Source organism: Acidimicrobiales bacterium, from assembly GCA_034521975.1.
Classification (GTDB): Bacteria; Actinomycetota; Acidimicrobiia; order Acidimicrobiales; family SKKL01; genus SKKL01.
Genome location: JAXHLR010000002.1, coordinates 257,101 through 278,723, shown reverse-complemented (window position 1 = coordinate 278,723; position 21,623 = coordinate 257,101). Strand labels below are relative to the sequence as shown.

Here is a 21,623-nt window from a genome sequence, read left to right as displayed (position 1 = left end):
CGGCATGTGAGCCCGAGAACTTCACGTTTCGCGCCCGAAAGTCGCGTCGATCCACTCGACGTCCTGGTGCAGTCAACCAGGCTTCACAGCCTGCCACATGGCCTCGATCGGTGCCGGATGGCCCGTCCAGAGGCTGAACGCGAGGCCGGCCTGGTGCACCAACATCCCCAACCCTGGGACCGCCATCGCTCCCCGTCGTTCGGCCTCGTCGAGCAGGCGGGTCCGGAGCGGGTGGACGACCAGGTCGGCCACCACCTGACCCGGACCGAGCAAGGTGGGGTCGAGGGGGATCGCGGGCGCCTCGGGCGACCCCGACACCATACCGATGGGCGTGGCGTTGACGACGAGGTCGGCGGCGGCGACGGCATCGGCGGCGACGACCCTGCCCGCCCCGCCGGCCAGCGCCGCGGCCTGGAGGCCCCGCGCGTGGGTCCGGTTGACCACCCCGACCTCGCTGGCTCCGGCTTCGGCCAGAGCCAGGATCACCGAGCGCGCCGCTCCCCCGGCTCCGATCACCACGCATCGCATGCCGTGGGGGTCGATCCCGTGATCGGTGCGCAGGGAGGCGACCAACCCGTCGCCGTCGGTGTTCTCGCCCACGAGCACGCCGTCACGGTTGACGACGCAGTTCACCGCACCCAGCGTTGCCGCCACCGGTGACAGCTCGTCGACCGCGGCTGCGGCGGCATCCTTGTGGGGCATCGTGACCGACAGGCCACGGAGGCCGAGCGCAGCGACAGCCCGCACCGCGGCCTCACCCCGGTCGGGTGCGACCTCGAGGGCGAGATAGACCCAGTCGAGCCCGAGCGCATCAAAGGCAGCGTTGTGCAGCACAGGGGACAGCGAGTGTCGCACCGGGTGCCCGATGACCGCGGCGAGCTGGGTGGTGGCGCCGATCCGGCGCGGGCTGCCCATGGCCCCCCTCAGAAGAGGCCGGCGGCCCGCGACTCGTCGCGGACCCGCAGGAACTCGTCGTAGTCGTCGGTGAAGAAGTGACTGCCGTCCTCGCCCGCCAGCACGTAGTAGAGCCATGGCCCCTCGGCCGGGTGCAGCGCGGCGTCGAGCGCGCTGCGGCTGGGGGCGGCGATCGGCGTCGGCGGCAACCCGGGGTTGAGACGGGTGTTGTAGGGCGAGTCGATGGCGAGGTCGGCATCGGTGAGCGGGCCGTCGCGCTCGGGTCCCCGCGCATAGAGCACCGTGGCGTCGATGCCGAGGTTCATGCCCAGCGCCAAGCGGTTGTGGATCACCCGGGACATCATCGCGTGCTCCTCGGAGAGGCGGGCCTCCTCCTCGATCATCGAGGCGATGATGATGTGGTCGTAGGCCGTGAGACCGGTGTTGGCGAGAGTGGCGGGATCGATGTTCATCCAGGGGTCCAACCCGACGGATCGAGCCACCTGGTCGAACTGATCCTTCATGCGCTGGAGGATCTCTTGGGTGTTGTCGTCGGTGTTGTACTCGTAGGTGTCGGGGAAGAGGAGTCCCTCCCAGCTGTCGATGTTGCCCGGTCGCCACGGGCTCTCCATCCGGATGAGGGCACCCGACACCTCGTCGGCGTCGAATCCCGGGACGTCCTCGTCGAGCAGCTCGGTGATCTCGTCGAGGGTGAGCCCCTCGGGGACGGTGAAGCGGTCGGTCTCCGGGGGTGCCGGACCGGCGGCCAGCGTGTCGATGACATCGCCGAACGCGGAGTTCTCCACCAGCGTGTACTCGCCGGCCTGGAAGGAGTCGATCCGCTTCCAGCGGAGGTAGTAGCGGAACACCGTGGGGTTCGAGACCACACCTTCCTCGGCAAGCTGGCTGGCGATGTCGTCGACGGTGGACCCGCTGGGGATCGTGATGCTCAGCGCATCGCCGGGGCCGCCTGTGGGGTTGATCTGGCGTTGGATCCACAGGCCGGCGCTGCCGACCAGGACACCGAGGACGATCAGCACGCCGAGCGTGGTGAACAACACCTTGCGGATGGGGCCAGGAGGTTGACCGACCCGCACGTACTCGCGGGCATCGAGCGGTGGGCCCGATCCGGCACCGGGGTGGACTGCGGGTTCGTCGGGCGGCGGATAGGCATCGGGAGGACGGCTCGCCCCGACCGGCGGACGCTCGCCGTGGGGCTCGTCCCCTGACCCCGGGGTGTCGCGGACTTCGGTGGCGGTGTCCTGGTCGAACAGGCGGGGATCGGTCACGGTCGGTCGCCCTCGGAGGGGGGACCGGCATCGAGCCAGGCCTGCAGCATCACCGATGCCGCGACCTTGTCGACGACCTGGCGGCGGGCACCGGCGCCGAGGTTCTGGCCCATGAGCTGCCGGTCGGCGGTCACGGTGGTCAAGCGCTCATCGTAGGCCGCGACGGGGACCTCGAGGGTGTCGGCCAGTTCGGCGATCTCGGCTTCAGCCGCTCGTGCGGCCGGACCCATCGTTCCGTCCAGCGAGAGCGGCATCCCCACCACCACGACCTCGGCACCGGTCTCGACGGCCAGTTCGGCGATCCGAGCATGGTCGCGGGAGCGGTCACCCGAGCGAACGACCACCTCGTAGGGGGTGGCCAGGGTTCCCGAACTGACCGCGACGCCGATCCGCTTGGTGCCCAGGTCGATGCCGAGGGCTCGGCTCATGCCCCGTTGACCGACTCGCGGACCAGATCGAGTGCCTCATCGAGCCGGTCGGGGTCGCGCCCACCGGCCACCGCCAGCTCGGCGTTCTTGCCCGTGCCACCGCCGACCATCTTGGCGGCAGGGCCGATCAGCTCGGAGGCGTGCAGGCCGCTGTCGGGGGCAACTGCGGCAACGATGGCGACGCCACCCGATTCGGGCGCGCTGCCGAGGATCGCCCCGCGGACCTCGGGCTGCTCGCGGATGGCGACGGCAAGGTCGCGCAGCTCGTCGCGGCTGAGGTCGTCGCGCCGAACCACCACCACGCCGTCGACGGCATCGGCGGCCAGCGTGCTGGCCTCTCCCCGGGCCACCTGGCGGCGCAGGGCCTTGACCTCGTCACGGAGATCCTTGAGCTCGCCCAACCGCTTCTCGATCCCCTCGACCACCTCGTCGGGGCCGGTGCCGACCAGGTCGGAGGCCTGGTCGAGCAGCTGCTCCTCGTGACGCAGTCGCTCGATCGGCCCGGTACCGGTGATCGCTTCGATGCGGCGGATGTTGGAGCCGATGGAGCTCTCGCTGATGATCTTGATCGGGCCGATGTCGCCCAAGGCGTGCACGTGGGTGCCGCCGCACAGCTCGATGGAGTGCTCGCCGGCTTCGAGGACCCGGACGGTGTCGCCGTACTTCTCACCGAAGAACGCGATGGCACCGAGCCGTTCGGCTTCGGCCTTGGAGGTCTCGAAGTGGCGAACGGGGGCGTTGCCGAGGATCTCGACGTTGGCGAGGTCTTCGATGGCGGTGATCTGTTCGGGGGTGAGGGCGTCGAAGTGGCTGAAGTCGAAGCGCAGGCGGTCGGGAGCGACCAGCGACCCCTGCTGCTTGACGTGGTCGCCGAGGACCTCGCGAAGGGCCCAGTGCAGGATGTGGGTGCCGGTGTGGTTGCGCTTGATCCTGGCCCGTCGCTCGGCGTCGATGGTGGCGGTGACCGACTGGCCGACCTCGATGTCTCCTTCGAGCATCCGGACGTGGTGGCGGGGCAAGCCGGGCAGGGCGTAGGTGGTGTCGAGCACCTCGGCGGTGCCGGTGGGTGAGGTGATCCGACCCGTGTCGCCCACCTGACCACCCGACTCGGCGTAGAAGGGGGTCCGATCGAGCACGAGCTCGTCGCCGATCCTGGCGATGACGGTCGCGGCGGATTCGACCTCGTCGCGGCCGGTGAAGGTGGTGGGCCCGTGCTCGTTGAGGAGGCGCTGGTGCTCCGCGGCCTCTTCCCCTGCGGCTACTCCCCCGCCCTTGCGGGCGGCCTTGGCCCGGTTCCGCTGCTCGGCCATGGCTGCGTCGAACCCTGCCTGGTCGACGGTGAACCCCTTCAGTTCGGCCACCTCCTGGGTGACCTCGAGGGGGAAGCCGTAGGTGTCGTGGAGCTGGAAGGCCACCGCGCCCGGAAGCTCGCCGCCCTCGGGGAGCTCGTCGAGCGCGGTGTCGAGGGTTTGCGAGCCGGTGCGCAGCGTCTGGCGGAACCGGTCCTCCTCGCGGCTGACGATTCCGAGCACCAGGTCGCGGCCGTCGACGAGCTCGGGGTAGTCGTCGCCCATGATGTCGATGCAGCGCTCGACCAGCGGTGGACAGACCGGTCGCTCGACCCCCAGCAGGTAGGCGAAGCGGATGGCCCGGCGGATGATGCGCCGCAGCACGTAGCCGCGGTCCTCGTTGGAGGGGACGATGCCGTCGGCGATGAGGAACGACATCGTGCGGGTGTGGTCGGCGAGCAGGCGCAGGCCGATGTCGCCGAGATCGCTCGAGCCGAGTCGGGTGCCGGTGACCCCTTGGGCCTCGTCGATGAGCGCGCTGAGCGAATCGGCGACATAGAGGCTGGGCGAGCCGTCGATCACGCCCAGGATCCGTTCGAGTCCGGCGCCGGTGTCGATGCCCGTGGCCTCGAGGTCGGTGAGGCTGGCGTCGGGCTGGCGGAAGTACTGGGGGAACACCAGGTTCCAGAACTCGACGAAGCGCTGCTCGGCGGCCGGGTTCGCCGGACCGCCGTCGGGGCCCCACTCGGGCCCGGAGTCGAAGAACATCTCGGAGCTGGGACCGCAGGGACCGGTGTCGCCCATCTCCCAGAAGTTGTCCTTGTCGAGGCGCTGGATGCGCTCGTGGGGGAACCCGGCAGCGTCGACCCAGAGCTCTTCGGCCTCGTCGTCGTCGACGTGGACGGTGATCCACATCTGGCCGGGATCGATGCCGAGCACCTCGGTCACGAACTCGTGGGCCCAGACGATGGCGTCGGCTTTGAAGTAGTCACCGAAGCTGAAGTTGCCCAGCATCTCGAAGAAGCTGAGGTGCCGCAACGAGCGACCGATGGCGTCGAGATCGTTGTGCTTGCCGCCCGCACGCACGCACTTCTGCACCGACACCGCACGCTTGGGCGAGAAGGGCACCGGTTCCTCGCCGAGGAAGTACGGCACGAACTGCATCATGCCCGAGTTGGTGAACATGGGCGCGCTGGGGTGGGTGGGGATGAGACTCGACGACGGCACCGCGGTGTGGTCGCGAGCGGTGAAGAAGTCGGTGTAGGCGCGACGAAGCTCGGTGGCTCTCATGATCCGACCAGCCTACCGACGGGGACCGGCGATCTCGGCCCGCATCCGTTCTTCGGTCTCGGCCATGGCGGCACGCCCCTCGGCCGCTGCCTCGCGGAGGTCGGTGCCGAGCTGACGTATGGCATCGGACAGGTTCTCGCCGATGCCCGCCGGTGTGTAGCGGGCCGCGGTCTGGCGCACCGCCCGCATGAGCCAAAAGGAGATCCCGAACCCGAACGCAGCCCCGGCGACGAGCCAGAAGAGTCGACGAAACATCGTCATCTCCCTCGACGCAGACGGCGCATGGCTCGTCCGGCGCCCGCGCCGAAGGCGACGACCTTGATGACCGGGTTGGACACCACCAGGTAGGTGAGCTTCGAGGCCGAGTCGACGGTGGTGGAGACCGATTCGGCGGTGTCGAGCAGCTCGTCGACCCGGTCGAGCTGTTGGTTGGCCGCTCCGGCTGCCCGTCGCAGGTCGGCGACCGCGGGTACGGCGTCGACCCTGATGGCTTCGATCGTGTCGCGCAGCGACCGCAGAGTGGAGATGATCGACACGACGGCAAAGAGCAGCACCACCAGCGCCACGATGGCGGCGATGGCGACGATGACCGCGGCCAGATCGGCGGCGCTCACGAGGAGCGATCCTGGTCGTCCGGTAGGTGGCCGCTGGAGGCTTCTGTGGTTCGCGTGGCCATCCGGGTGGCGATCTCCTGTTCGGCTCCGTGCGATGACGGCTCGTAGTACACGACACCGTCGAGACCGGGGGGCCGGTGCTGCTGTGGCACCCATCCCCGCGGGTCGTCGTGAGGATAGTCGTAGCCCCGGCCGTGCCCGAGCACCGTTGCCCCCTGGTAGTGCGAGTCGCGCAGGTGAACCGGCACGGCATCGTCACCGCCCCGTTGCGCGTCGGCCTTGGCCCGTCCGAGCGCCATCGTCACCCGGTTCGACTTCGCAGCAGTGGCCAGATGGACCACGGCGTGGGCCAGGTTGAGCTGGGCCTCGGGCAGCCCGACGAACTCGACGGCGCGGGCTGCGGCGTTGGCGACCACGAGGCTGGTGGAGTCGGCCATGCCGATGTCCTCGGAGGCGAGGATCACCAGGCGCCGGGCGATGAAGCGTGCGTCCTCGCCCGCGTCGAGCATGCGAGCCAGCCAGTAGAGGCCGGCGTCGGGGTCCGAGCCCCTGATGCTCTTGATGAAGGCGCTGATGACGTCGTAGTGGGCGTCGCGCCCGTAGCGCAGGGCCTTGGTGGCCACCGCCGCCTCCGCATGGGAGAGCTCGACGTGAGCGGGACCAGCGTCGCCCCCTGCCGCCAGGGCGACCGCCACCTCGAGGGCGGTGAGGGCCTGTCGCCCGTCGCCCGACACCTGGTCGGCGAGGTGGTCGAGCGCGTCCCGGTCCGCGGTGGCCTCCTCGGCCGCGAGGCCCCGGGTCAACAGGTCGAGGGTGGCGTCGCGGTCGAGGGTTTCGAGCCGGAACAGCGTGGAGCGCGACAGCAGTGGCGGGTTGACCTCGAAGTAGGGGTTCTCGGTGGTCGCGGCCACCAGGGTGAGCAGGCCCGACTCGACCGAGGGCAGCAGGGCATCCTGTTGCGCCTTGTTGAACCGGTGAACCTCGTCCAGGAACAAGATGGTGCGGTGCCCGTGCTGGCCGAGCCGTTCCTCGGCCTTGGCGATCACCTCGCGGACATCCTTGACCGATGCCGACACGGCGCTGAGCTGCTCGAAGGCGTTGCTGGTGGTGTCGGCGATGAGCCGGGCCAGGGTGGTCTTGCCGGTCCCTGGTGGCCCCCAGAGGATCACCGACGAGATGCGGTCCTGCTCGATCAGGGTGCGCAGCGGCGCCCCGGGTGCCAGCAGATGGTGCTGGCCGACCACCTCGTCGAGGCTGCGGGGCCGGAGCCTCGCCGCCAGCGGAGCGCGGGCGGCGAGTCGCTGCGATGCCGCGGCGGCAAAGAGGTCGTCGGCCACGGACCGAGGGTAGCGACCCCAGCAGCACTGCCGCGCGGCGGATGCTCCGCGAGTCAAGCGCGCTGACGTGCCACCATCTGTCCATGCCGCAGTGGGTCGTCGTCCTGTTCTGGACCTGGGTCGTGGTCTCGCTGGTCATCTTCGTGATCCGGCGGGTCAGGAGTCGCCGGGCCAAGCTCGCCGGTGGATCCGATGTCGGGCCCGCGCCGGCGTCCTCGGGTGGCCTGCTCGACAAGGAGTGGCCCGCACCTCCACCCCCCGAGCCCGGTGACGAGACGTTCCGGCTTGATCCTCAGGCGGCATCCCCTGAGCCCGTTCAAGACTCACCCCCAACCGGCGACCACGACGAAGAGACGCCACCCTCGACCGGGCACGTCCCACCTCCCGCCGACACGCCCGGCATCCCCACCGGCGCACCCACCCTGCCCGAGCTGCTGGCGGGCATCACCTTGCCCCACGAGCTGGTGCCGTTGACCCAGCTCGATGCCCGGGTCGACGTCGCCACCCACGTGATCGTGGCCACGGAGAAGGCCAGCGCCGAGGTGGTCCGCACCGGGATGATCGACGAGCTCGAGCGTCTGGGCTATGACATCGAGCACGTGTCGATGATGCACCTCGTCGCGAGTGGCCCACGAGGCCGCGTGCTGATCGACATCCACCCCGACGGACCCGGGGCGACCGAGGCGGGGGTGGCCCGCTTCCCCACCGCCCTCGAAGGGAGCGTGGTGGTCGAGCTGCGGGTCGGCTGACCCGGCCCGGTCAGCCGAGGGCTAGGTCTGCGGCGGCAGCAGCCGCAGGCCCAGCTCGTCGAGTTGGGCAGGGTCGATGGGGCTCGGTGCCTCGGTGAGCGGATCGCCCCCCGACTGGGTCTTGGGGAAGGCGATCACCTCGCGGATGTTCTCCTCCCCCGCGAGGATCGCCACGAGCCGGTCGATCCCGAAGGCGAACCCGGCGTGGGGTGGGGCACCGTAGCGGAACGCCTCGAGCAGGAACCCGAACTTGGCTCTGGCCTCGTCCTCGGTGATGCCGAGCAGCGCGAAGATCTGCTGCTGGACGTCGGAGCGATGGATACGGACGCTGCCCGAACCGAGCTCCCAGCCGTTGACCACCAGGTCGTAGGCCTGAGAGCGGACAGCGAGCAGCGCCTCGCCGGTGGCGTCGAGCAGGTGCTGGTCGTCGGGGTGGGGCATGGTGAACGGGTGGTGGGCGGGGATCGGTGACCCGTCGTCGCCGAGCCCCTCGAACAGCGGGAAGTCGACGACCCACAGGAACTGCAGACCACCCTCGTTCACCGGCGGTCGCCCGAGCTCGAGGCGGAGCAGACCCAGCACGTGCTGCACGGTGCGGCGTTGGTCGGCCACGAGCAGCAACAGATCAGCCGGTTCGGCGTCGAGGGTGTCGGCGATCGACCCCAACTCGGCCTCGCTCAAGAACTTGGCGACCGGTGAGGTGAGGGTGCGGTCGGGTTCGACCTTCATCCACACCAGGCCCTTGGCGCCGAACCGCTTTGCGGTCTCGGTGAGGTCGTCGAGCTGCTTGCGGGTGCGGTCGGCACCACCCGGCACCCGGATGCCCTTGACACAGTCGGCCGCGAACGCGTTGAACTCCGTGTCGGCGAACGTCGGGGTGAGCTCGACCAGCTCCATACCGAACCGGATGTCGGGCTTGTCGCTGCCGAATCGCTCCATGGCGTCGTGCCAGGTCATGTGGGGCACCTCGCCGGGGCGCTCGCCGGTGACCGCCTCGACCGCGGCGGACACCGCATGGGTGATGAACTCCAGCACCTCTTCCTGGGTGGCGAAGCTGGCCTCGGCGTCGAGCTGCATGAACTCGAACTGGCGGTCGGCTCGGAGGTCCTCGTCGCGCAGGCAGCGGGCGATCTGGTAGTAGCGATCGATGCCGCCGACCATGCACAGCTGCTTGAACAGCTGCGGACTCTGGGGGAGGGCGTAGAAGGACCCCGGCTTCAATCGCGACGGCACCACGAAGTCGCGAGCGCCCTCGGGGGTGGAGGCGATGAGCATGGGGGTCTCGATCTCGACGAAGCCCTGCTCTTCCATCGCGCCCCGGATCGCGCTGTTGACCGTGGCGCGCAGCCGGAGGTTCCGCTGCATCCGGTCGCGGCGCAGATCGACATAGCGGTGGCGCAGGCGCACCGTCTCGTCGGTGTCGAGCCGCTCGTCGACCGAGAACGGCGGTGGTTCGGCGGTCGAGAGGACCTCGACGCTGCAGTCGCCGACCTCGACCTCGCCGGTGGCCAGGTTGGGGTTGGTGGTTCCCTCGGGCCGGTGCCGCACGGTTCCGGTGATGCGCAGCACGTATTCCGAGCGCAGGTCGTGCGCGTTGTCGACCACGCACTGCACCACACCGGTGTGGTCGCGCAGGTCGACGAAGGCCAGGTGCTCGCCGTGCTCGCGGCGGCGGGCGACCCACCCGCAGAGTGCGACCTGCCGGCCGACGTCGGCGGTGCCGAGCCGTCCGCACATGTCGGATCGCATGGGGGTGGTGGATGTCGGTGTATCGGTCACAGTCTCTTCCTCAAGTCGTCGACGAGATCGTCGGTCGCGACTCGTTCCTGGTCTCCACCGTGGCGCAGGTCGCGCACGGTGATCTCGCCGGCCGCGGCTTCATCCTCGCCGATGATCAGCGCCAACGCCGCGCCCGAGCGGTCGGCGGCCTTCATCTGGGACTTCATGGAGCGCCCGTCGAAGACCCGGTCCGCCGCGATGCCGGCCCGGCGCAGCTCGGTGGTGATCCGTCGGGCGTGGGTGCCGTCGACCACGTCGACCACGAACACCCGGGCCTGCTCGGCTGGATCGCGGAACACGCCCTCGGCCTCGCACGCCAGCAGGATCCGCTCGATGCCCGAGCCGAAGCCAACACCCGGGGTGGCGGGCCCACCGAGCGCCTCGGCCAGCCCGTCGTAGCGCCCACCGCCACCGATGGCGTTCTGGGCCGAGTCGAGGGCGTTGGCCGCGAACTCGAAGGTGGTGTGGGTGTAGTAGTCGAGACCCCGAACCAGGCGCGGCTCGATCCGGTACCCGATCCCGAGGTCGTCGAGACCGGCCAGCACCTGTTCGAAGTGGGCGGCGGCATCGGGCGAGAGCCCATCGACGGTCTGGGGTGCCTCGTCGGTGACGGCCCTGGTCGTGGGGCGCTTGGAGTCGAGCACGCGCATGGGGTTGGTGGCAACGGTGGCCCGGTCGGCCGGATCGAGCTGGTCGACCCGATCCTCGAGCCAGGCTCCGAGACGGCGGCTGTAGCCGGCGCGGTCCTCGGTCGAACCCATCGAGTTCACGATGAGCTCGACCTCGGTCAGCCCGAGCGAACGGTAGAAGTCGGCCTGGAGGGCCATGACCTCGACGTCGACGTCGGGATCAGCGCTGCCCAAGGCCTCGACCCCCAGCTGGTGGTGCTGACGGTAGCGCCCGGCCTGGGGGCGTTCGTACCGGAAGTTGGGCGCCACGTACCAGGCCTTCCAGGGGACCTCGGTGGGCCGGTGCTGCACGAAGGCCCGCACGACCGAGGCGGTACCCTCGGGCCTCAGGGCGATGCGGCGGCCTCCCTTGTCCTCGAAGTCGTACATCTCCTTGGTGACGATGTCGGTCGACTCGCCCACCCGCTGGAAGACCTCGAGATCCTCGAACATGGGGCTGATCACCAGGCCATAGCCCGCCTGTTCGGCCAGCACGGCGAACCGAGCGATCAGCGCCGCCCAGCGTCCCGATTCGGGGGCGAGTATGTCGCGGGTGCCCTTGGGGGCGCTGAAGGATGGACTGGCCACGGCGGCGAGGCTACCGGTCGGCCCGCCCGCCCTCCGAACCGGTTGTCGACCCGGCGAAGGAGACGTTGGACCCTTGGAGCATGCCGGGGCGATCCGTAGGCTCCAACCATGGCTACAGTTCCGAGCACCCAGCCCACCGACGTCGTCGTCGCCGTCGACGGTTCCGAATCCTCTCAGGCCGCGCTGCGGTGGGCCGCCGGGCTCGGACTTCCGCTCCGGGTCGTGCAGACCTGGGAGTACCCGAGCACGATCCCGCTTCCGTGGAGCCGCCTCACCTCGCACACACCCGAGGAGGTCGACCAGGAGGTCGAGTCCGCGCTACGGGAGCTCGTGAGCTCGAGCCTCCCCGATGGGATCCCCGTCACCAGCGAGGTCCTCCGAGGCCCGGCAGCGACTGCGTTGATCAACCATGCCGCCGAGACCCGACCCAGGATGCTCGTGGTCGGCTCGCGGGGCCATGGCGGCTTCGCCGGTCTCCGACTCGGGTCGGTGAGTCGCCACTGCTTGGAACACGCACCATGCCCGGTGGTGATGGTCCCCGGCCCCGAACGGACCACCGCCGAGTCGACACTGTCCTCGATCGCGGTCGGCGTCGACGACTCCGAGCTCTCGAAACGGGCCCTCGACCTGGCGATCGGTCTCGCCGGAGACACCGGCGCCTCGGTGACCACCATCCACGTCTTCGACATCGAGCGAGCGCATCTGCCTGCCGATGTCACCCTCAGCATCCGTTCGGCGGTCGACGAGCAGATGGCGGCCCAGCGCGAGGAGGCACTCAGCCGGCACGAGGTCTCCGAGGCGCTGATCGTCGACGGCGATCCCCGCCGGATGCTGCCCGACACGGCGGCCGAACACCACGCCGACCTGCTGGTCGTCGGTGCCCTCGGTGCCGGGACGGTCAACAAGGACCTGGGGCCGGTGGCCTCCTATCTCGCCTCTCACACCACGATCCCCCTCGCCGTGGTGCGCTGAGGGCGTTCCGGCCCGGTTCACCCGCCCTTGCCGGGGACCACGCGGTAGGCGTCGTACACCGAATCGATGCTGCGCACGGTGCCGATCAGCGAGTCGAGGTGTGACGGGTCGCCGAGCTCGAAGTCGAACCGCAGCTTGGAGACTCGGTCGTTGCCGGTGGTGGTCGTGCACGAGATGATGTTGACGTGGTGGTCGGCCAGCACCGCCGAGACGTCGCGCAACAGGCGCGACCGGTCGAGGGCCTTGACCTCCATCGACGCGACGAAGAACCCCGACGGGGCGGAGTCCCACTCGACGTCGATGAGCCGGTCGGCCTGACCGGACATGAGCGACACCGCGTTGGCGCAGTCGGCGCGGTGCACCGACACACCCCGGCCGCGGGTCACGAACCCCATGATCTCGTCGCCAGGGACCGGCGTGCAGCAGCGCGACAGCCGCACCATGACATCGTCGAGCCCTTCGACGTGAACACCCGAGGACGAGGCGCCCGGTCGGTTCTTGGCAGTGCGCGCCGTGCGAGGCAGTTGCTCCTCGATCTCGGGTTCTCCGCCCCGGAGCGCCTTGCCCACCCGTCCGGCCACGGACTTGGCCGACACGTGGTGCTCGCCGATCGCCGCGTGCAGCGCGTCGACGTCGGCGTAGTTGAGCGACTCGGCAACCTCCTTCAGCAGCGGAGAGTTGGTGAGCTTCTGGACCGGGAGCCCTTCGCGCCGCAGCGCTCGTTCGAGCTCGTCGCGGCCGGTCTCGATGGCATCCTCGCGTCGCTCACGGGAGAACCACTGCCGGATCTTGTTGGTGGCCCGTGGCGTGACCGCGATCTTGAGCCAGTCGCGCGAGGGCCCGGCCCCTTCGACCTTGGAGGTGAAGATCTCGACGGTGTCGCCCGAGTTGAGCTTGGAGTCGAGCGGCACCAGCCGACCGTTGACCCGGGCGCCGATGCAGGCGTGGCCCACCTCGGTGTGAATCGTGTAGGCGAAGTCGATCGGGGTGGCCCCCACCGGCATGGTGATGACCCGACCCTTGGGCGTGAACACGAAGACCTCGTCCTGTTCGAGGTCGATCTTGAGGTTGGCCATGAACGCCGAGGGGTCGGAGGTCTCCTGCTGCCACTCGATGATGCGGTTGAGCCAGGCCACGTCCTCGCTCGACGCCGCGTCCTTGTAGCTCCAGTGCGACGCCACCCCGAACTCGGCCCTGCTGTGCATCTCCGAGGTGCGGATCTGGACCTCGAGCGGCTTGCCCTGGGGACCGATGACGGTGGTGTGCAGGGACTGGTAGAGGTTGAACTTGGGCATGGCGATGTAGTCCTTGAACCGTCCCTGCACCGGCTTCCACGTGGCGTGGATGGACCCCAACGCGGCGTAGCAGTCCTTGACCGTGTCGACGGTGACCCGGATGCCCACCAGGTCGAAGATGTCGTCGAACTCGCGGCCCTTGACGACCATCTTCTCGTAGATGCTCCAGTAGTGCTTGGGGCGACCGGTGACCTCGGCCTCGACGTTGGTCTCGGCCAACCGGGCCCGCACCTGCTCGAGCACCTGGATGACGTACAACTCGCGCTCGGGGGCGCGGGTGGAGACCATCTGGTCGATCTCGGCGTAGCGCTTGGGATGCATCGCCGAGAAGGAGAGGTCCTCGAGCTGCATCTTGAGCTCCTGCATGCCCAGGCGATGGGCCAGCGGCGCGTAGATGTCGAGGGTCTCCTGGGCGGTCCTGGCCTGCTTCCACGAGGGCATGGCGGCGATGGTGCGCATGTTGTGCAGCCGGTCGGAGAGCTTGATGATCAGGACCCGCAGGTCCTTGGCCATGGCCACCAGCATCTTGCGCATGGTGGCGGCCTGCTGAGCCTCCTTCGAGTCGAACTTGAGCCGGTCGAGCTTGGTGACCCCGTCGACGATGGCGGCGACCTCGGGGCCGAGCTCACGTTCGAGGTCGGCGACCTCGATGCCGGTGTCCTCGACCGCATCGTGCAGGAGCGCGGCGGCGATGGTGACCGCGTCGAGGCCGAGATCGGCCACGATCTTGGCCACGGCGAGCGGGTGGGTCATGTAGGGCTCGCCGGACACCCGCGTCTGTCCCTGGTGGGCGTCGCGGCCGATCTCGTAGGCCCGGGTGATCATCGCCGCCTGGGCGCGGGAGTCGCGCCCCTTGAAGCGCGCGACGAGCGGCGCGACCTCGACCGACGGCGGCGCCAGCTCGCGCCGCCAGGGAAGGACGCGGTCGACGGTGGCCATGACCGCCGCTCAGTCCCTGCTGGTGGTCGTCATGCCTTCAGGCTACCGGGGACCTGCACCCACGGTGACGATCTCGACTTCAGCGTCGCTTGCCCTTCTTGCGGGGTCTCGGAGGGTGGGTGAGGGTGGGCGTGACACGGGGCGTGGGAGCCGCGGGTCCGGCCCTGTCCGGCGACGAGGACGTCCGGGACTGCCGGGCGGTCTTGGCGTCGTCGCGGGCCGCCTTGCGGCCGGCGCTGGCCATGCCCGCCACCTCGGTCGCCTCGACCGGCGTCGAGCGGTTGCCGCCCAGCTTGCGGCTGATCTCGGCGAACTGCGACTCGCGCTCTTTGAGCCAGGTGACGGCGGGAACGGCGACGAACAGCGACGAGTAGGCGCCGACCGCCAGGCCGATCGCGAGTGCGATGCCGAACTCCTGCAGGGTGGTCGCACCGAGCAGCAGCGAGCCGACCAGGAGGATCGAGACGATGGGCAGCAGCGAGGTGATCGTGGTGTTCACCGACCGCATGAACACCTCGTTGGTGGCGTAGTTCGCCATGTCGGTGTAGGTCATCTTGGTGCTGGTGCCGACCAGGTGGGTCGACTCCTTGACCTTGTCGAACACGACGACGGTGTCATAGAGCGAATAGCCGAGGATGGTGAGGAAGGCGATGACCGTCGCCGGGGTGACGGTGAACTGGAACAGCGAGTACACACCGACGGTGACGGCGATGTCGTGGACCACCGCGACCAGCGCGCCCGCGGCCATCCGCCACTCGAGCCGGATCGAGAGGTACGCCGCGATGGCGATGAAGAAGTAGATCAGCGCCCGCTCGGCCGCTCCGGTGATCTCGTCGCCCCAGGTCGGACCGACCGTGTTGATCGACACCTGATCCGGGCTGGTGCCGGCGGCCTCGGCCAGAGCGCCAACGATCTCGTCGCTGTCGTCGACCGCGTCGACCCCGGCCTGCACCCGGATGGTGCGGGAACCGGCGGCGGAGGTGAGCTCTTGGATGCGGGCGTCGTGTCGATCGATGGGGCGGAGCGCATCACGGGTCTCCTCGACCGACAGGTCGGCGGAGGGAACCTCCCACACGCCGCCCCCTTCGAAGTCGATGCCCAGTTCGAGGCCACGGATCGCCAACGAGGCGACGCAGATCGCCACCAGCACCACCGAGATGATCAGCGCCTTGCCCCACGCCCGGCGGAAGTCGAAGCCGGGGTTGCCGCTGTAGAGCCGTCCGGCGATGCTCATCGGCCACCTCCCAGCGTCGCCGGTTCGCGCACCGAGGGCGCAGCGCCGGCCACCGGCTCGGTGGCCGGGATCCCCAACCAGCCCGGTCTCCCCCGGAGACGGTGCGACCGCCCGAGACCGATGACAAAGGGGCGCATCAGGTAGTAGGACACGATGAGGTCGAGGATGGTGGCCAGCCCGAGGTAGAGCGCGAAGCCCCGAACCGGACCGATGGTGAGCCAGTAGAGCAACCCCGCTCCGATGAGAGTGGTGACGTCGGCCTTGACGATGGTGGAGAACGCCGTCTTGAAGGAACGCTCGACCGAGGATCGCACGGGCCGCCCCTCGCGCACGTCCTCCTTCACGTTCTCGAAGTAGACGACGTTCGAGTCGACCGACACGCCCACCGCGACGATGAGACCGGTCACTCCCGCCAAGGTGAGGGCCAATCCCTGGGCCTCTCCGAGCCAGCTGATGATCGACCACAACAGGGCGAACGACACGCCCAGCGACAGCATGGCCACGATGCCCAGCAATCGGTAGTAGGCGATCATGTAGATGGCCACCAGCACCACGCCGACGAGGCCGGCCACGATCCCGGCATCGAGGGCGTCGCGGCCGATGGTGGCCGACACGGTCTGGGTCTGTTGGGTCTCGAGCTCGACCGGCAATGCACCGAAGCGCAGCACGAGGGCGAGGTCCTGGGCGCCCTCCTGATCGAAGTTGCCGGTGATGGTGACCGCATCGTCGAACTGGGGTTCTTGGAACACCGGTGCGGAGATGACGGCGCCGTCGAGCACGATGCCGAGCTGGCCGGTGGGACACTGGGGCTGGCGCGCGAAGCAGGCACTGGCCAGCTCGTTGAACGGTTCGATCCCCTCCGCTCCGCTCTTGAGGTCGACCTGGACCAACCACTCGAGTGCCTGCTGGTTGTAGAGCGCTTCGGCGCCGGAGATGCCGCTTCCGGTGAGTGCCGTCGGCCCCATCCGGTAGTGGCGCTCGACGCCGACCGAGTCGTCGCCCGCCAGCACCACCTCGTCCTCGGCGATGTCGTCCTCGGGCTCGGTGAGCTCGACGTCGGGTCCGACCTCCTCGAGCACCGGACGGAACCGCAGCTCGGCGGTCTGGCCGATGAGGTCGAGGGCCCGCTGAGGCTCGTCGACACCGGGGAGTTGGACGATGATGGTGTCACCCTGACGGGCCACCTCGGGCTCGGCCACGCCCAGGGCGTCGACCCGGCGACGCATGATGTTGATCGACTGGTCGAGGTCCTCGTCAGAGGCCGGATCGGTGGGCTGGAGCACCACCGATACCCCGCCCTGCAGGTCGAGGCCGAGCAGGGGCTGGTTGCCGGCCGCGAAGGTGTAGATCAGTGCCGCCGCGGTCACGATCACGATCGCCAGCAGCGGCACCAGTTCCTGTCTGCGCATCAGCGGTCCTCGACGGCGTCATCGCCTTCGCTGGTGTCGTCGGCGGCGCTGTCGTCGTCGGCGCGGTCGTCGTCGGCGCGGTCGTCGCCGGCGTCGTCCTCGAAGTCGATCTTGGAGGCCACCGCCGCGCTGGCGATGCGGATCTCGACGCCGGGCGAGACCTCGAGGAAGATGTCGTCGTCGAAGACGTCGGTGACGGTGCCGTAGATCCCCGCCGTGGTCAGCAACTCGTCACCGGGCTGGATCGAGGCGACCAGCTCGTTGTGGCGCTTCGCGCGGCGCTGCTGGGGCAGGATCATGAACCCCCAGACGAACAGCACCATGACAGCGAGAAAGATGAGCAGGTCCACGGCGAACAACAGCCTTCCGATGGCGATCAGACCGGAGGGTCACGCTAGTCGCGACCACCGACCCAGTGGTACCTGACCGCTCGGCCGCCGACCCGGTCAACCCCACACCGCCAGCACCTCGCGGCGCAGGGACTCGAACGTGCCCGCCTCGATCGCGGTGCGCATGCGGTGCACCAGGTCGAAGGTCCAGGCGAGGTTGTGCAGGGTCAGCACCCGGTGGGCGGTGGGCTCGTTGATCATGAGCAGGTGCCGCAGGTAGGCCCGGGAGTAGCGGTGAGCCGGGCTGGCCACGAACCCCGGGTCGAGCGGATCGTCGTCGGTGGCGAACCGCCGGTTGCGGAGGTTGATCCGACCCTCGCTGGTGAGGATCATGCCGTGGCGACCCAGGCGGGTGGGGAGCACGCAGTCGAACATGTCGATTCCGAGCGTGACCGCTTCGACCAGCCCGGCAGGGTCGCCGACGCCCATCAGGTAGCGGGGCTGATCGGCGGGGAGCTGATCGATGGTGGCGGCCAGCGCCTCGACCATCTCGGCCCGGCTCTCGCCCACCGACAGGCCTCCGATGGCGTAGCCGTCGAAGCCGATGCCGACCAGGGCCTTGGCGCTGGTGACCCTCAGCTGGACGTCGAGTCCGCCCTGCACGATGGCGAACTGGGCCTGGTCGCGACCTTGGGCCAGACGGTGCTCCCGCTCGGCGAGGAAGGCGGCCCGGCCCCGTTCGGCCCACAGCGTGGTGCGGTCGACCGCGTCGGTGATGACCTCGGGTGCCGACGGCAACGGGGGGCAGACGTCGAGCACCATCTGGATGTCGGCGCCGAGGCCAGCCTGGATCCGGGCCGCCTCCTCGGGGCTGAGGTGATGGGTGCTGCCGTCGTAGGTGGAGACGAAGGTCGCCCCTTCATCGGTGACCCTGGGTTCGAGGGAGAACACCTGGTAGCCACCCGAATCGGTGAGCAGGTGACCGCCCCAGTCCATGAAGCGGTGCAGACCACCCTGCCCGTCGATCAGGTCTGCACCTGGCCGAAGCATGAGGTGGTAGGTGTTCCCGAGCACGATCTCGGCGCCCAGCGCCTCGAGGTCGACGGTGTCGAGGGCCCGCACCGCGGCCTTGGTACCCACCGGCATGAACTGCGGGGTGGCGAACCGGCCTCGCGGGGTGGTGACCCACCCGGTGCGGGCGGCACCGTCGGAGGCGACCAGATCGATGTCGAGCCTCATCGGCCACCCCGCTGGAGGAACATGGCATCGCCGAAGGACAGGAACCGGTAGCCGTGGTCGAGGGCGTGCCGGTACAGATCGCGCCAGCGGGGACCGACGAAGGCGTCGACCATCACCAGCAGCGACGAGCGGGGGATGTGGAAGTTGGTGAGCAGCGCGTCGACGACCTTCCAGTCGTGGTCGCCGTGGATGAACAGGTCGGTCCGACCACACCGCTCGCCGCTGGTCGCCGCCGACTCGAGGGCACGGGTGACCGTCGTGCCGATGGCGACCACCCGGTCGGCATCGCGGCAGGCGGCCATGGTCTCGGCGGGGACCTGGTAGCGCTCGGCGTGCATCCGGTGGTCCTCCACCCGATCGGCGGTGATCGGACGGAAGGTGCCGAGTCCCACCACCAGCTCGACCGGATGCACCGGCACCCCGTTCGCCTCGATCCGCGCCAGCAGTTCGGTGGTGAGATGCAGCCCGGCGGTGGGGGACGCAACCGATCCGGGGCGGTCGGCGAACACCGTCTGATACCGCTCGGGGTCGTCGAGGGTCTCGGTGATGTAGGGCGGGAGCGGCACCTCGCCGTAGCGGTCGAGCGCGTCGAGCAGATCCATCCCCGTGGTCCGCACCTGCACCAGTCGGCGACCCTCGCCCAGGTCGTCGCCTACCTCGACACCGAGCCCGGCGTCGTCGCCGGCCGGTGTCAGGAGGGTGCCGGGGGCCACCTTTCGGCTTGGCCTGACGAGCGCCTCCCACACCTGGCTGTGGGTCGGATCAGGCTCGAGCAGCAGCACCTCGACCGCTCCGCCGGTGGGCTTGACCAGGTGGAGTCGGGCGGGCAGCACCCGGGTGTGGTTGACGACCACGACATCGCCGGGCCCCAGCAGCTCGGCCAGGTCGCACACCTGGCGGTCCTCGGGGCGGTGGCCGGGGCCGTGGTCGACCAGCAGCTTCGCCGCATCACGGGGCTCGATCGGATGCTGGGCGATGCGCTCGTCGGGGAGGTCGTAGTCGAAGTCGGCGAGATCCATGGGCACCGAAACACTACGGCCCCAGGGTGGTCCGACCACCAGCGCTCACTCGAAGAGGCTGGGCGGCTCTGGATCGGCCGAAGGGGCCTGGGGAGCGATGAGCCCGAGGTGGCTCCACGCAGTCGGCGTGGCCACCCGGCCACGTGGCGTGCGCATGAGCAGACCGAGCTGGATGAGGAACGGCTCGTAGACGTCTTCGACCGTCTCGGAGGGTTCGCCCACACTGATCGCCAGGGTGGACAGACCGACCGGGCCGCCACCGAAGCGACTGCAGAGCGCATCGAGGATGGCCCGGTCGATCTTGTCGAGACCGAGCTCGTCGACCCCGAACAGGGCGAGGCCGTCGTGGGCGGTGGCGTGGTCGACCACGCCGGTGCCGCGCACCTCGGCGAAGTCGCGCACCCGCCGCAGGAGCCGGTTGGCGATGCGGGGGGTTCCCCGCGCGCGGCGTGCGATCTCGACCGCGCCCGCGTCGTGCAGCTCGACGCCGAGGATGCCCGCGGTCCGCACGACGATGGACTCGAGATCGGTGGCGGCGTAGTAGTCGAGCCTGGCCACCAGGCCGAAGCGGTCGCGCAGCGGTCCGGTGATGAGCCCGGTGCGGGTGGTGGCGCCGACGAGGGTGAAGCGAGGCACATCGAGGCGCAGGGAACGAGCGGCAGGCCCCTTGCCCAGCACGATGTCGATCTGGAAGTCCTCCATGGCCGGATAGAGCACCTCTTCGACCGCACGAGAGAGCCGATGGATCTCGTCGATGAACAACACGTCGCCGTCGGCCAGCTGGGTGAGGATGGCGGCGAGGTCGCCGGCGCGCTCGAGCGCAGGACCGGAGGTGACGTGGATCCCGACGCCCATCTCGGCGGCGACGATGCCGGCCAGCGTGGTCTTGCCCAGACCCGGCGGCCCGGCGAAAAGCAGGTGGTCGGCCGCCTGGGCCCGGCGGCGTGCCGCTTCGAGCACGATGCCGAGGTGCTCCTTGAGCTCGGCCTGACCGACGAACTCGCCCAGGTGTCGGGGCCGCAGACCGGCCTCGTCGGCCCCTGGTGTTGCCGCCGCCCAACCGAGCGCGCCCTCGGCGTCGTGATCGTCGGGCCCCGGTTCGGGGTCGAGCAGCTCTTCTCTCATCGGGCCCCGGCCAGGCGCCGCAGTGCCTCACGCAGCAGATGGGAGGCGTCGCCGTCGTTCGGGAGGTCGCGCACCGCCTCGCGGATCTCGTCGCTGGAGTACCCGAGGCCGGCAAGCGCGTCGTGGACATCGGAGCGCGACGAGCCACCCGAACCGTTCGACGACGTCTCGCTCGTGGCCGACGATTCGAGATCGGGGACATCGAGGCGGGACTTCAGCTCGACGAGCAGACGGGCCGCGGTCTTCTTGCCGACACCCGGAACCAGGCACAGCGATGCGAGGTCGTCGTCGGCGAGGACGCGGGCCAGCGCCGACGGCGGGTGCACCGACAAGATGGCCAGGGCGAGCGACGGACCGACACCATGGGCGCCGAGCAGGGCCTCGAACGCGATGCGCTCGTCGCGGTCGGCGAACCCGTAGAGGGTCTGGGCGTCCTCGCGGAGGTGGTGGTGGACGTGCAGGAAGACGTCGTCGCCGACCTCGCCGATGGCGACGGCGGTGGACGGGCTGACCACCACCCGGTAGCCGATGCCGGCCACCTCGACGAGCACCTCACCCGACAGCGTGCGATCGATCAGGGTGCCACGCAACGACCCGATCATCGGCGACCTCCGATGGCAGCGGACAGCGGCGCGTGGGCGAGGTGGCACAGCGCCAGGGCGGCGGCATCGGCGGCATCGGGCGGTTCGGGGGGTCGGCGCAACGCCAGCAGCGTGGTGACCATGGCCCCCACCGCCGCCTTGTCGGCCGCGCCGTCGCCGGTGACGGCCAGCTTCACCTCGTTGGGTGAGTACTCGACCACCTCACAGCCCCGGCTCGCCGCCTCGGCGATGACCACGCCCGAGGCCTGGCCGACCGACACCGCGGTGCGCACGTTGTGCTGGAAGAAGATCCGCTCGATGGCCACGACGGCGGGGAGGAACTCGTCGAGCAGGGCCTTGACCTCGGCCTGCAGCTCGGCGAGTCGGGTGGGGAGCGGATCCGACGGCGAGGTGCGCAGCACCCCGATGGCCACGGCCCGGGCCGGACGCGGACGCGGGTCGACCACGGCGTAGCCACAGCGCGAGAGCCCGGGGTCGATGCCAAGAACGAACACCAGTACGACCATACTCGGGGTGGTGGAACGATTCGGGGATG

The 21,623-nt window shown here is 69.7% G+C and carries 20 protein-coding genes; 2 read left to right on the top strand and 18 right to left on the bottom strand.

What is annotated here, in order from left to right:
* Window positions 1-72: 72 nt before the first annotated feature.
* Genes aroE through U5K29_01480 form a run of 7 tightly spaced genes read right to left on the bottom strand, consistent with a single transcriptional unit; the run spans window position 73 to window position 7,141 of the window.
* On the bottom strand, window positions 73-915 hold the full coding sequence (gene aroE / locus U5K29_01510) for a shikimate dehydrogenase (GenBank protein MDZ7677211.1): 843 nt from the start codon (window positions 913-915) through the stop codon (window positions 73-75).
* Between the two features lie 8 nt (window positions 916-923).
* Window positions 924-2,183 (bottom strand): endolytic transglycosylase MltG, encoded by a 1,260-nt coding sequence (gene mltG / locus U5K29_01505; protein ID MDZ7677210.1) that lies wholly within the window; start codon window positions 2,181-2,183, stop codon window positions 924-926.
* Entirely contained in the window at window positions 2,180-2,611 is a 432-nt protein-coding gene (gene ruvX / locus U5K29_01500; protein MDZ7677209.1) for a Holliday junction resolvase RuvX, read from the bottom strand. Before ruvX ends, mltG begins: the two co-directional genes overlap by 4 nt.
* On the bottom strand, window positions 2,608-5,190 hold the full coding sequence (alaS, locus tag U5K29_01495; protein ID MDZ7677208.1) for an alanine--tRNA ligase: 2,583 nt from the start codon (window positions 5,188-5,190) through the stop codon (window positions 2,608-2,610). The genes ruvX and alaS overlap by 4 nt, the downstream gene beginning before the upstream one ends.
* 12 nt (window positions 5,191-5,202) lie before the next feature.
* Window positions 5,203-5,445 carry a hypothetical protein gene (locus U5K29_01490; GenBank protein MDZ7677207.1) on the bottom strand — a complete coding sequence of 81 codons (243 nt, stop codon included), beginning with the start codon at window positions 5,443-5,445 and terminating at the stop codon, window positions 5,203-5,205.
* 2 nt (window positions 5,446-5,447) lie between these two features.
* Complete coding sequence (locus U5K29_01485) at window positions 5,448-5,804, bottom strand: hypothetical protein (protein ID MDZ7677206.1); 357 nt, start codon at window positions 5,802-5,804, stop codon at window positions 5,448-5,450.
* The gene (locus tag U5K29_01480) at window positions 5,801-7,141 is read right to left on the bottom strand and encodes a replication-associated recombination protein A (protein MDZ7677205.1); all 1,341 of its coding nucleotides are present in this window, start codon (window positions 7,139-7,141) and stop codon (window positions 5,801-5,803) included. Before U5K29_01480 ends, U5K29_01485 begins: the two co-directional genes overlap by 4 nt.
* Window positions 7,142-7,224: 83 nt before the next feature.
* Between U5K29_01480 and U5K29_01475 the strand changes: the two genes are divergently transcribed.
* Window positions 7,225-7,890, top strand: a complete 666-nt coding sequence (locus U5K29_01475; protein MDZ7677204.1) for a hypothetical protein — start codon at window positions 7,225-7,227, stop codon at window positions 7,888-7,890.
* 21 nt (window positions 7,891-7,911) lie between these two features.
* Here U5K29_01475 and aspS read toward each other — a convergent pair whose 3' ends face one another.
* A complete protein-coding gene (aspS, locus tag U5K29_01470; protein ID MDZ7677203.1) occupies window positions 7,912-9,669 on the bottom strand; it encodes an aspartate--tRNA ligase in 1,758 nt (585 codons plus the stop codon).
* Entirely contained in the window at window positions 9,666-10,925 is a 1,260-nt protein-coding gene (hisS, locus tag U5K29_01465; protein MDZ7677202.1) for a histidine--tRNA ligase, read from the bottom strand. Before hisS ends, aspS begins: the two co-directional genes overlap by 4 nt.
* Before the next feature lie 108 nt (window positions 10,926-11,033).
* Between hisS and U5K29_01460 the strand changes: the two genes are divergently transcribed.
* On the top strand, window positions 11,034-11,897 hold the full coding sequence (locus tag U5K29_01460) for a universal stress protein (protein MDZ7677201.1): 864 nt from the start codon (window positions 11,034-11,036) through the stop codon (window positions 11,895-11,897).
* 17 nt (window positions 11,898-11,914) lie between these two features.
* Here U5K29_01460 and U5K29_01455 read toward each other — a convergent pair whose 3' ends face one another.
* From U5K29_01455 to ruvC, 9 genes are all read right to left on the bottom strand, one after another.
* Window positions 11,915-14,131, bottom strand: a complete 2,217-nt coding sequence (locus U5K29_01455) for a bifunctional (p)ppGpp synthetase/guanosine-3',5'-bis(diphosphate) 3'-pyrophosphohydrolase (GenBank protein ID MDZ7677200.1) — start codon at window positions 14,129-14,131, stop codon at window positions 11,915-11,917.
* Window positions 14,132-14,210: 79 nt separating this feature from the next.
* Window positions 14,211-15,365, bottom strand: coding sequence for a protein translocase subunit SecF (gene secF, locus U5K29_01450; GenBank protein MDZ7677199.1), 1,155 nt, complete (start codon window positions 15,363-15,365; stop codon window positions 14,211-14,213).
* Window positions 15,362-16,774, bottom strand: a complete 1,413-nt coding sequence (gene secD / locus U5K29_01445) for a protein translocase subunit SecD (protein ID MDZ7677198.1) — start codon at window positions 16,772-16,774, stop codon at window positions 15,362-15,364. The genes secF and secD overlap by 4 nt, the downstream gene beginning before the upstream one ends.
* A complete protein-coding gene (gene yajC, locus U5K29_01440; GenBank protein ID MDZ7677197.1) occupies window positions 16,774-17,124 on the bottom strand; it encodes a preprotein translocase subunit YajC in 351 nt (116 codons plus the stop codon). The genes secD and yajC overlap by 1 nt, the downstream gene beginning before the upstream one ends.
* A 96-nt stretch (window positions 17,125-17,220) precedes the next feature.
* Complete coding sequence (tgt, locus tag U5K29_01435; GenBank protein MDZ7677196.1) at window positions 17,221-18,342, bottom strand: tRNA guanosine(34) transglycosylase Tgt; 1,122 nt, start codon at window positions 18,340-18,342, stop codon at window positions 17,221-17,223.
* Window positions 18,339-19,361 carry a tRNA preQ1(34) S-adenosylmethionine ribosyltransferase-isomerase QueA gene (gene queA / locus U5K29_01430; protein ID MDZ7677195.1) on the bottom strand — a complete coding sequence of 341 codons (1,023 nt, stop codon included), beginning with the start codon at window positions 19,359-19,361 and terminating at the stop codon, window positions 18,339-18,341. Before queA ends, tgt begins: the two co-directional genes overlap by 4 nt.
* A gap of 45 nt (window positions 19,362-19,406) precedes the next feature.
* The gene (ruvB, locus tag U5K29_01425; GenBank protein MDZ7677194.1) at window positions 19,407-20,486 is read right to left on the bottom strand and encodes a Holliday junction branch migration DNA helicase RuvB; all 1,080 of its coding nucleotides are present in this window, start codon (window positions 20,484-20,486) and stop codon (window positions 19,407-19,409) included.
* The gene (ruvA, locus tag U5K29_01420) at window positions 20,483-21,088 is read right to left on the bottom strand and encodes a Holliday junction branch migration protein RuvA (protein ID MDZ7677193.1); all 606 of its coding nucleotides are present in this window, start codon (window positions 21,086-21,088) and stop codon (window positions 20,483-20,485) included. Before ruvA ends, ruvB begins: the two co-directional genes overlap by 4 nt.
* Window positions 21,085-21,582 carry a crossover junction endodeoxyribonuclease RuvC gene (gene ruvC / locus U5K29_01415; protein MDZ7677192.1) on the bottom strand — a complete coding sequence of 166 codons (498 nt, stop codon included), beginning with the start codon at window positions 21,580-21,582 and terminating at the stop codon, window positions 21,085-21,087. Before ruvC ends, ruvA begins: the two co-directional genes overlap by 4 nt.
* Window positions 21,583-21,623: the final 41 nt, after the last annotated feature.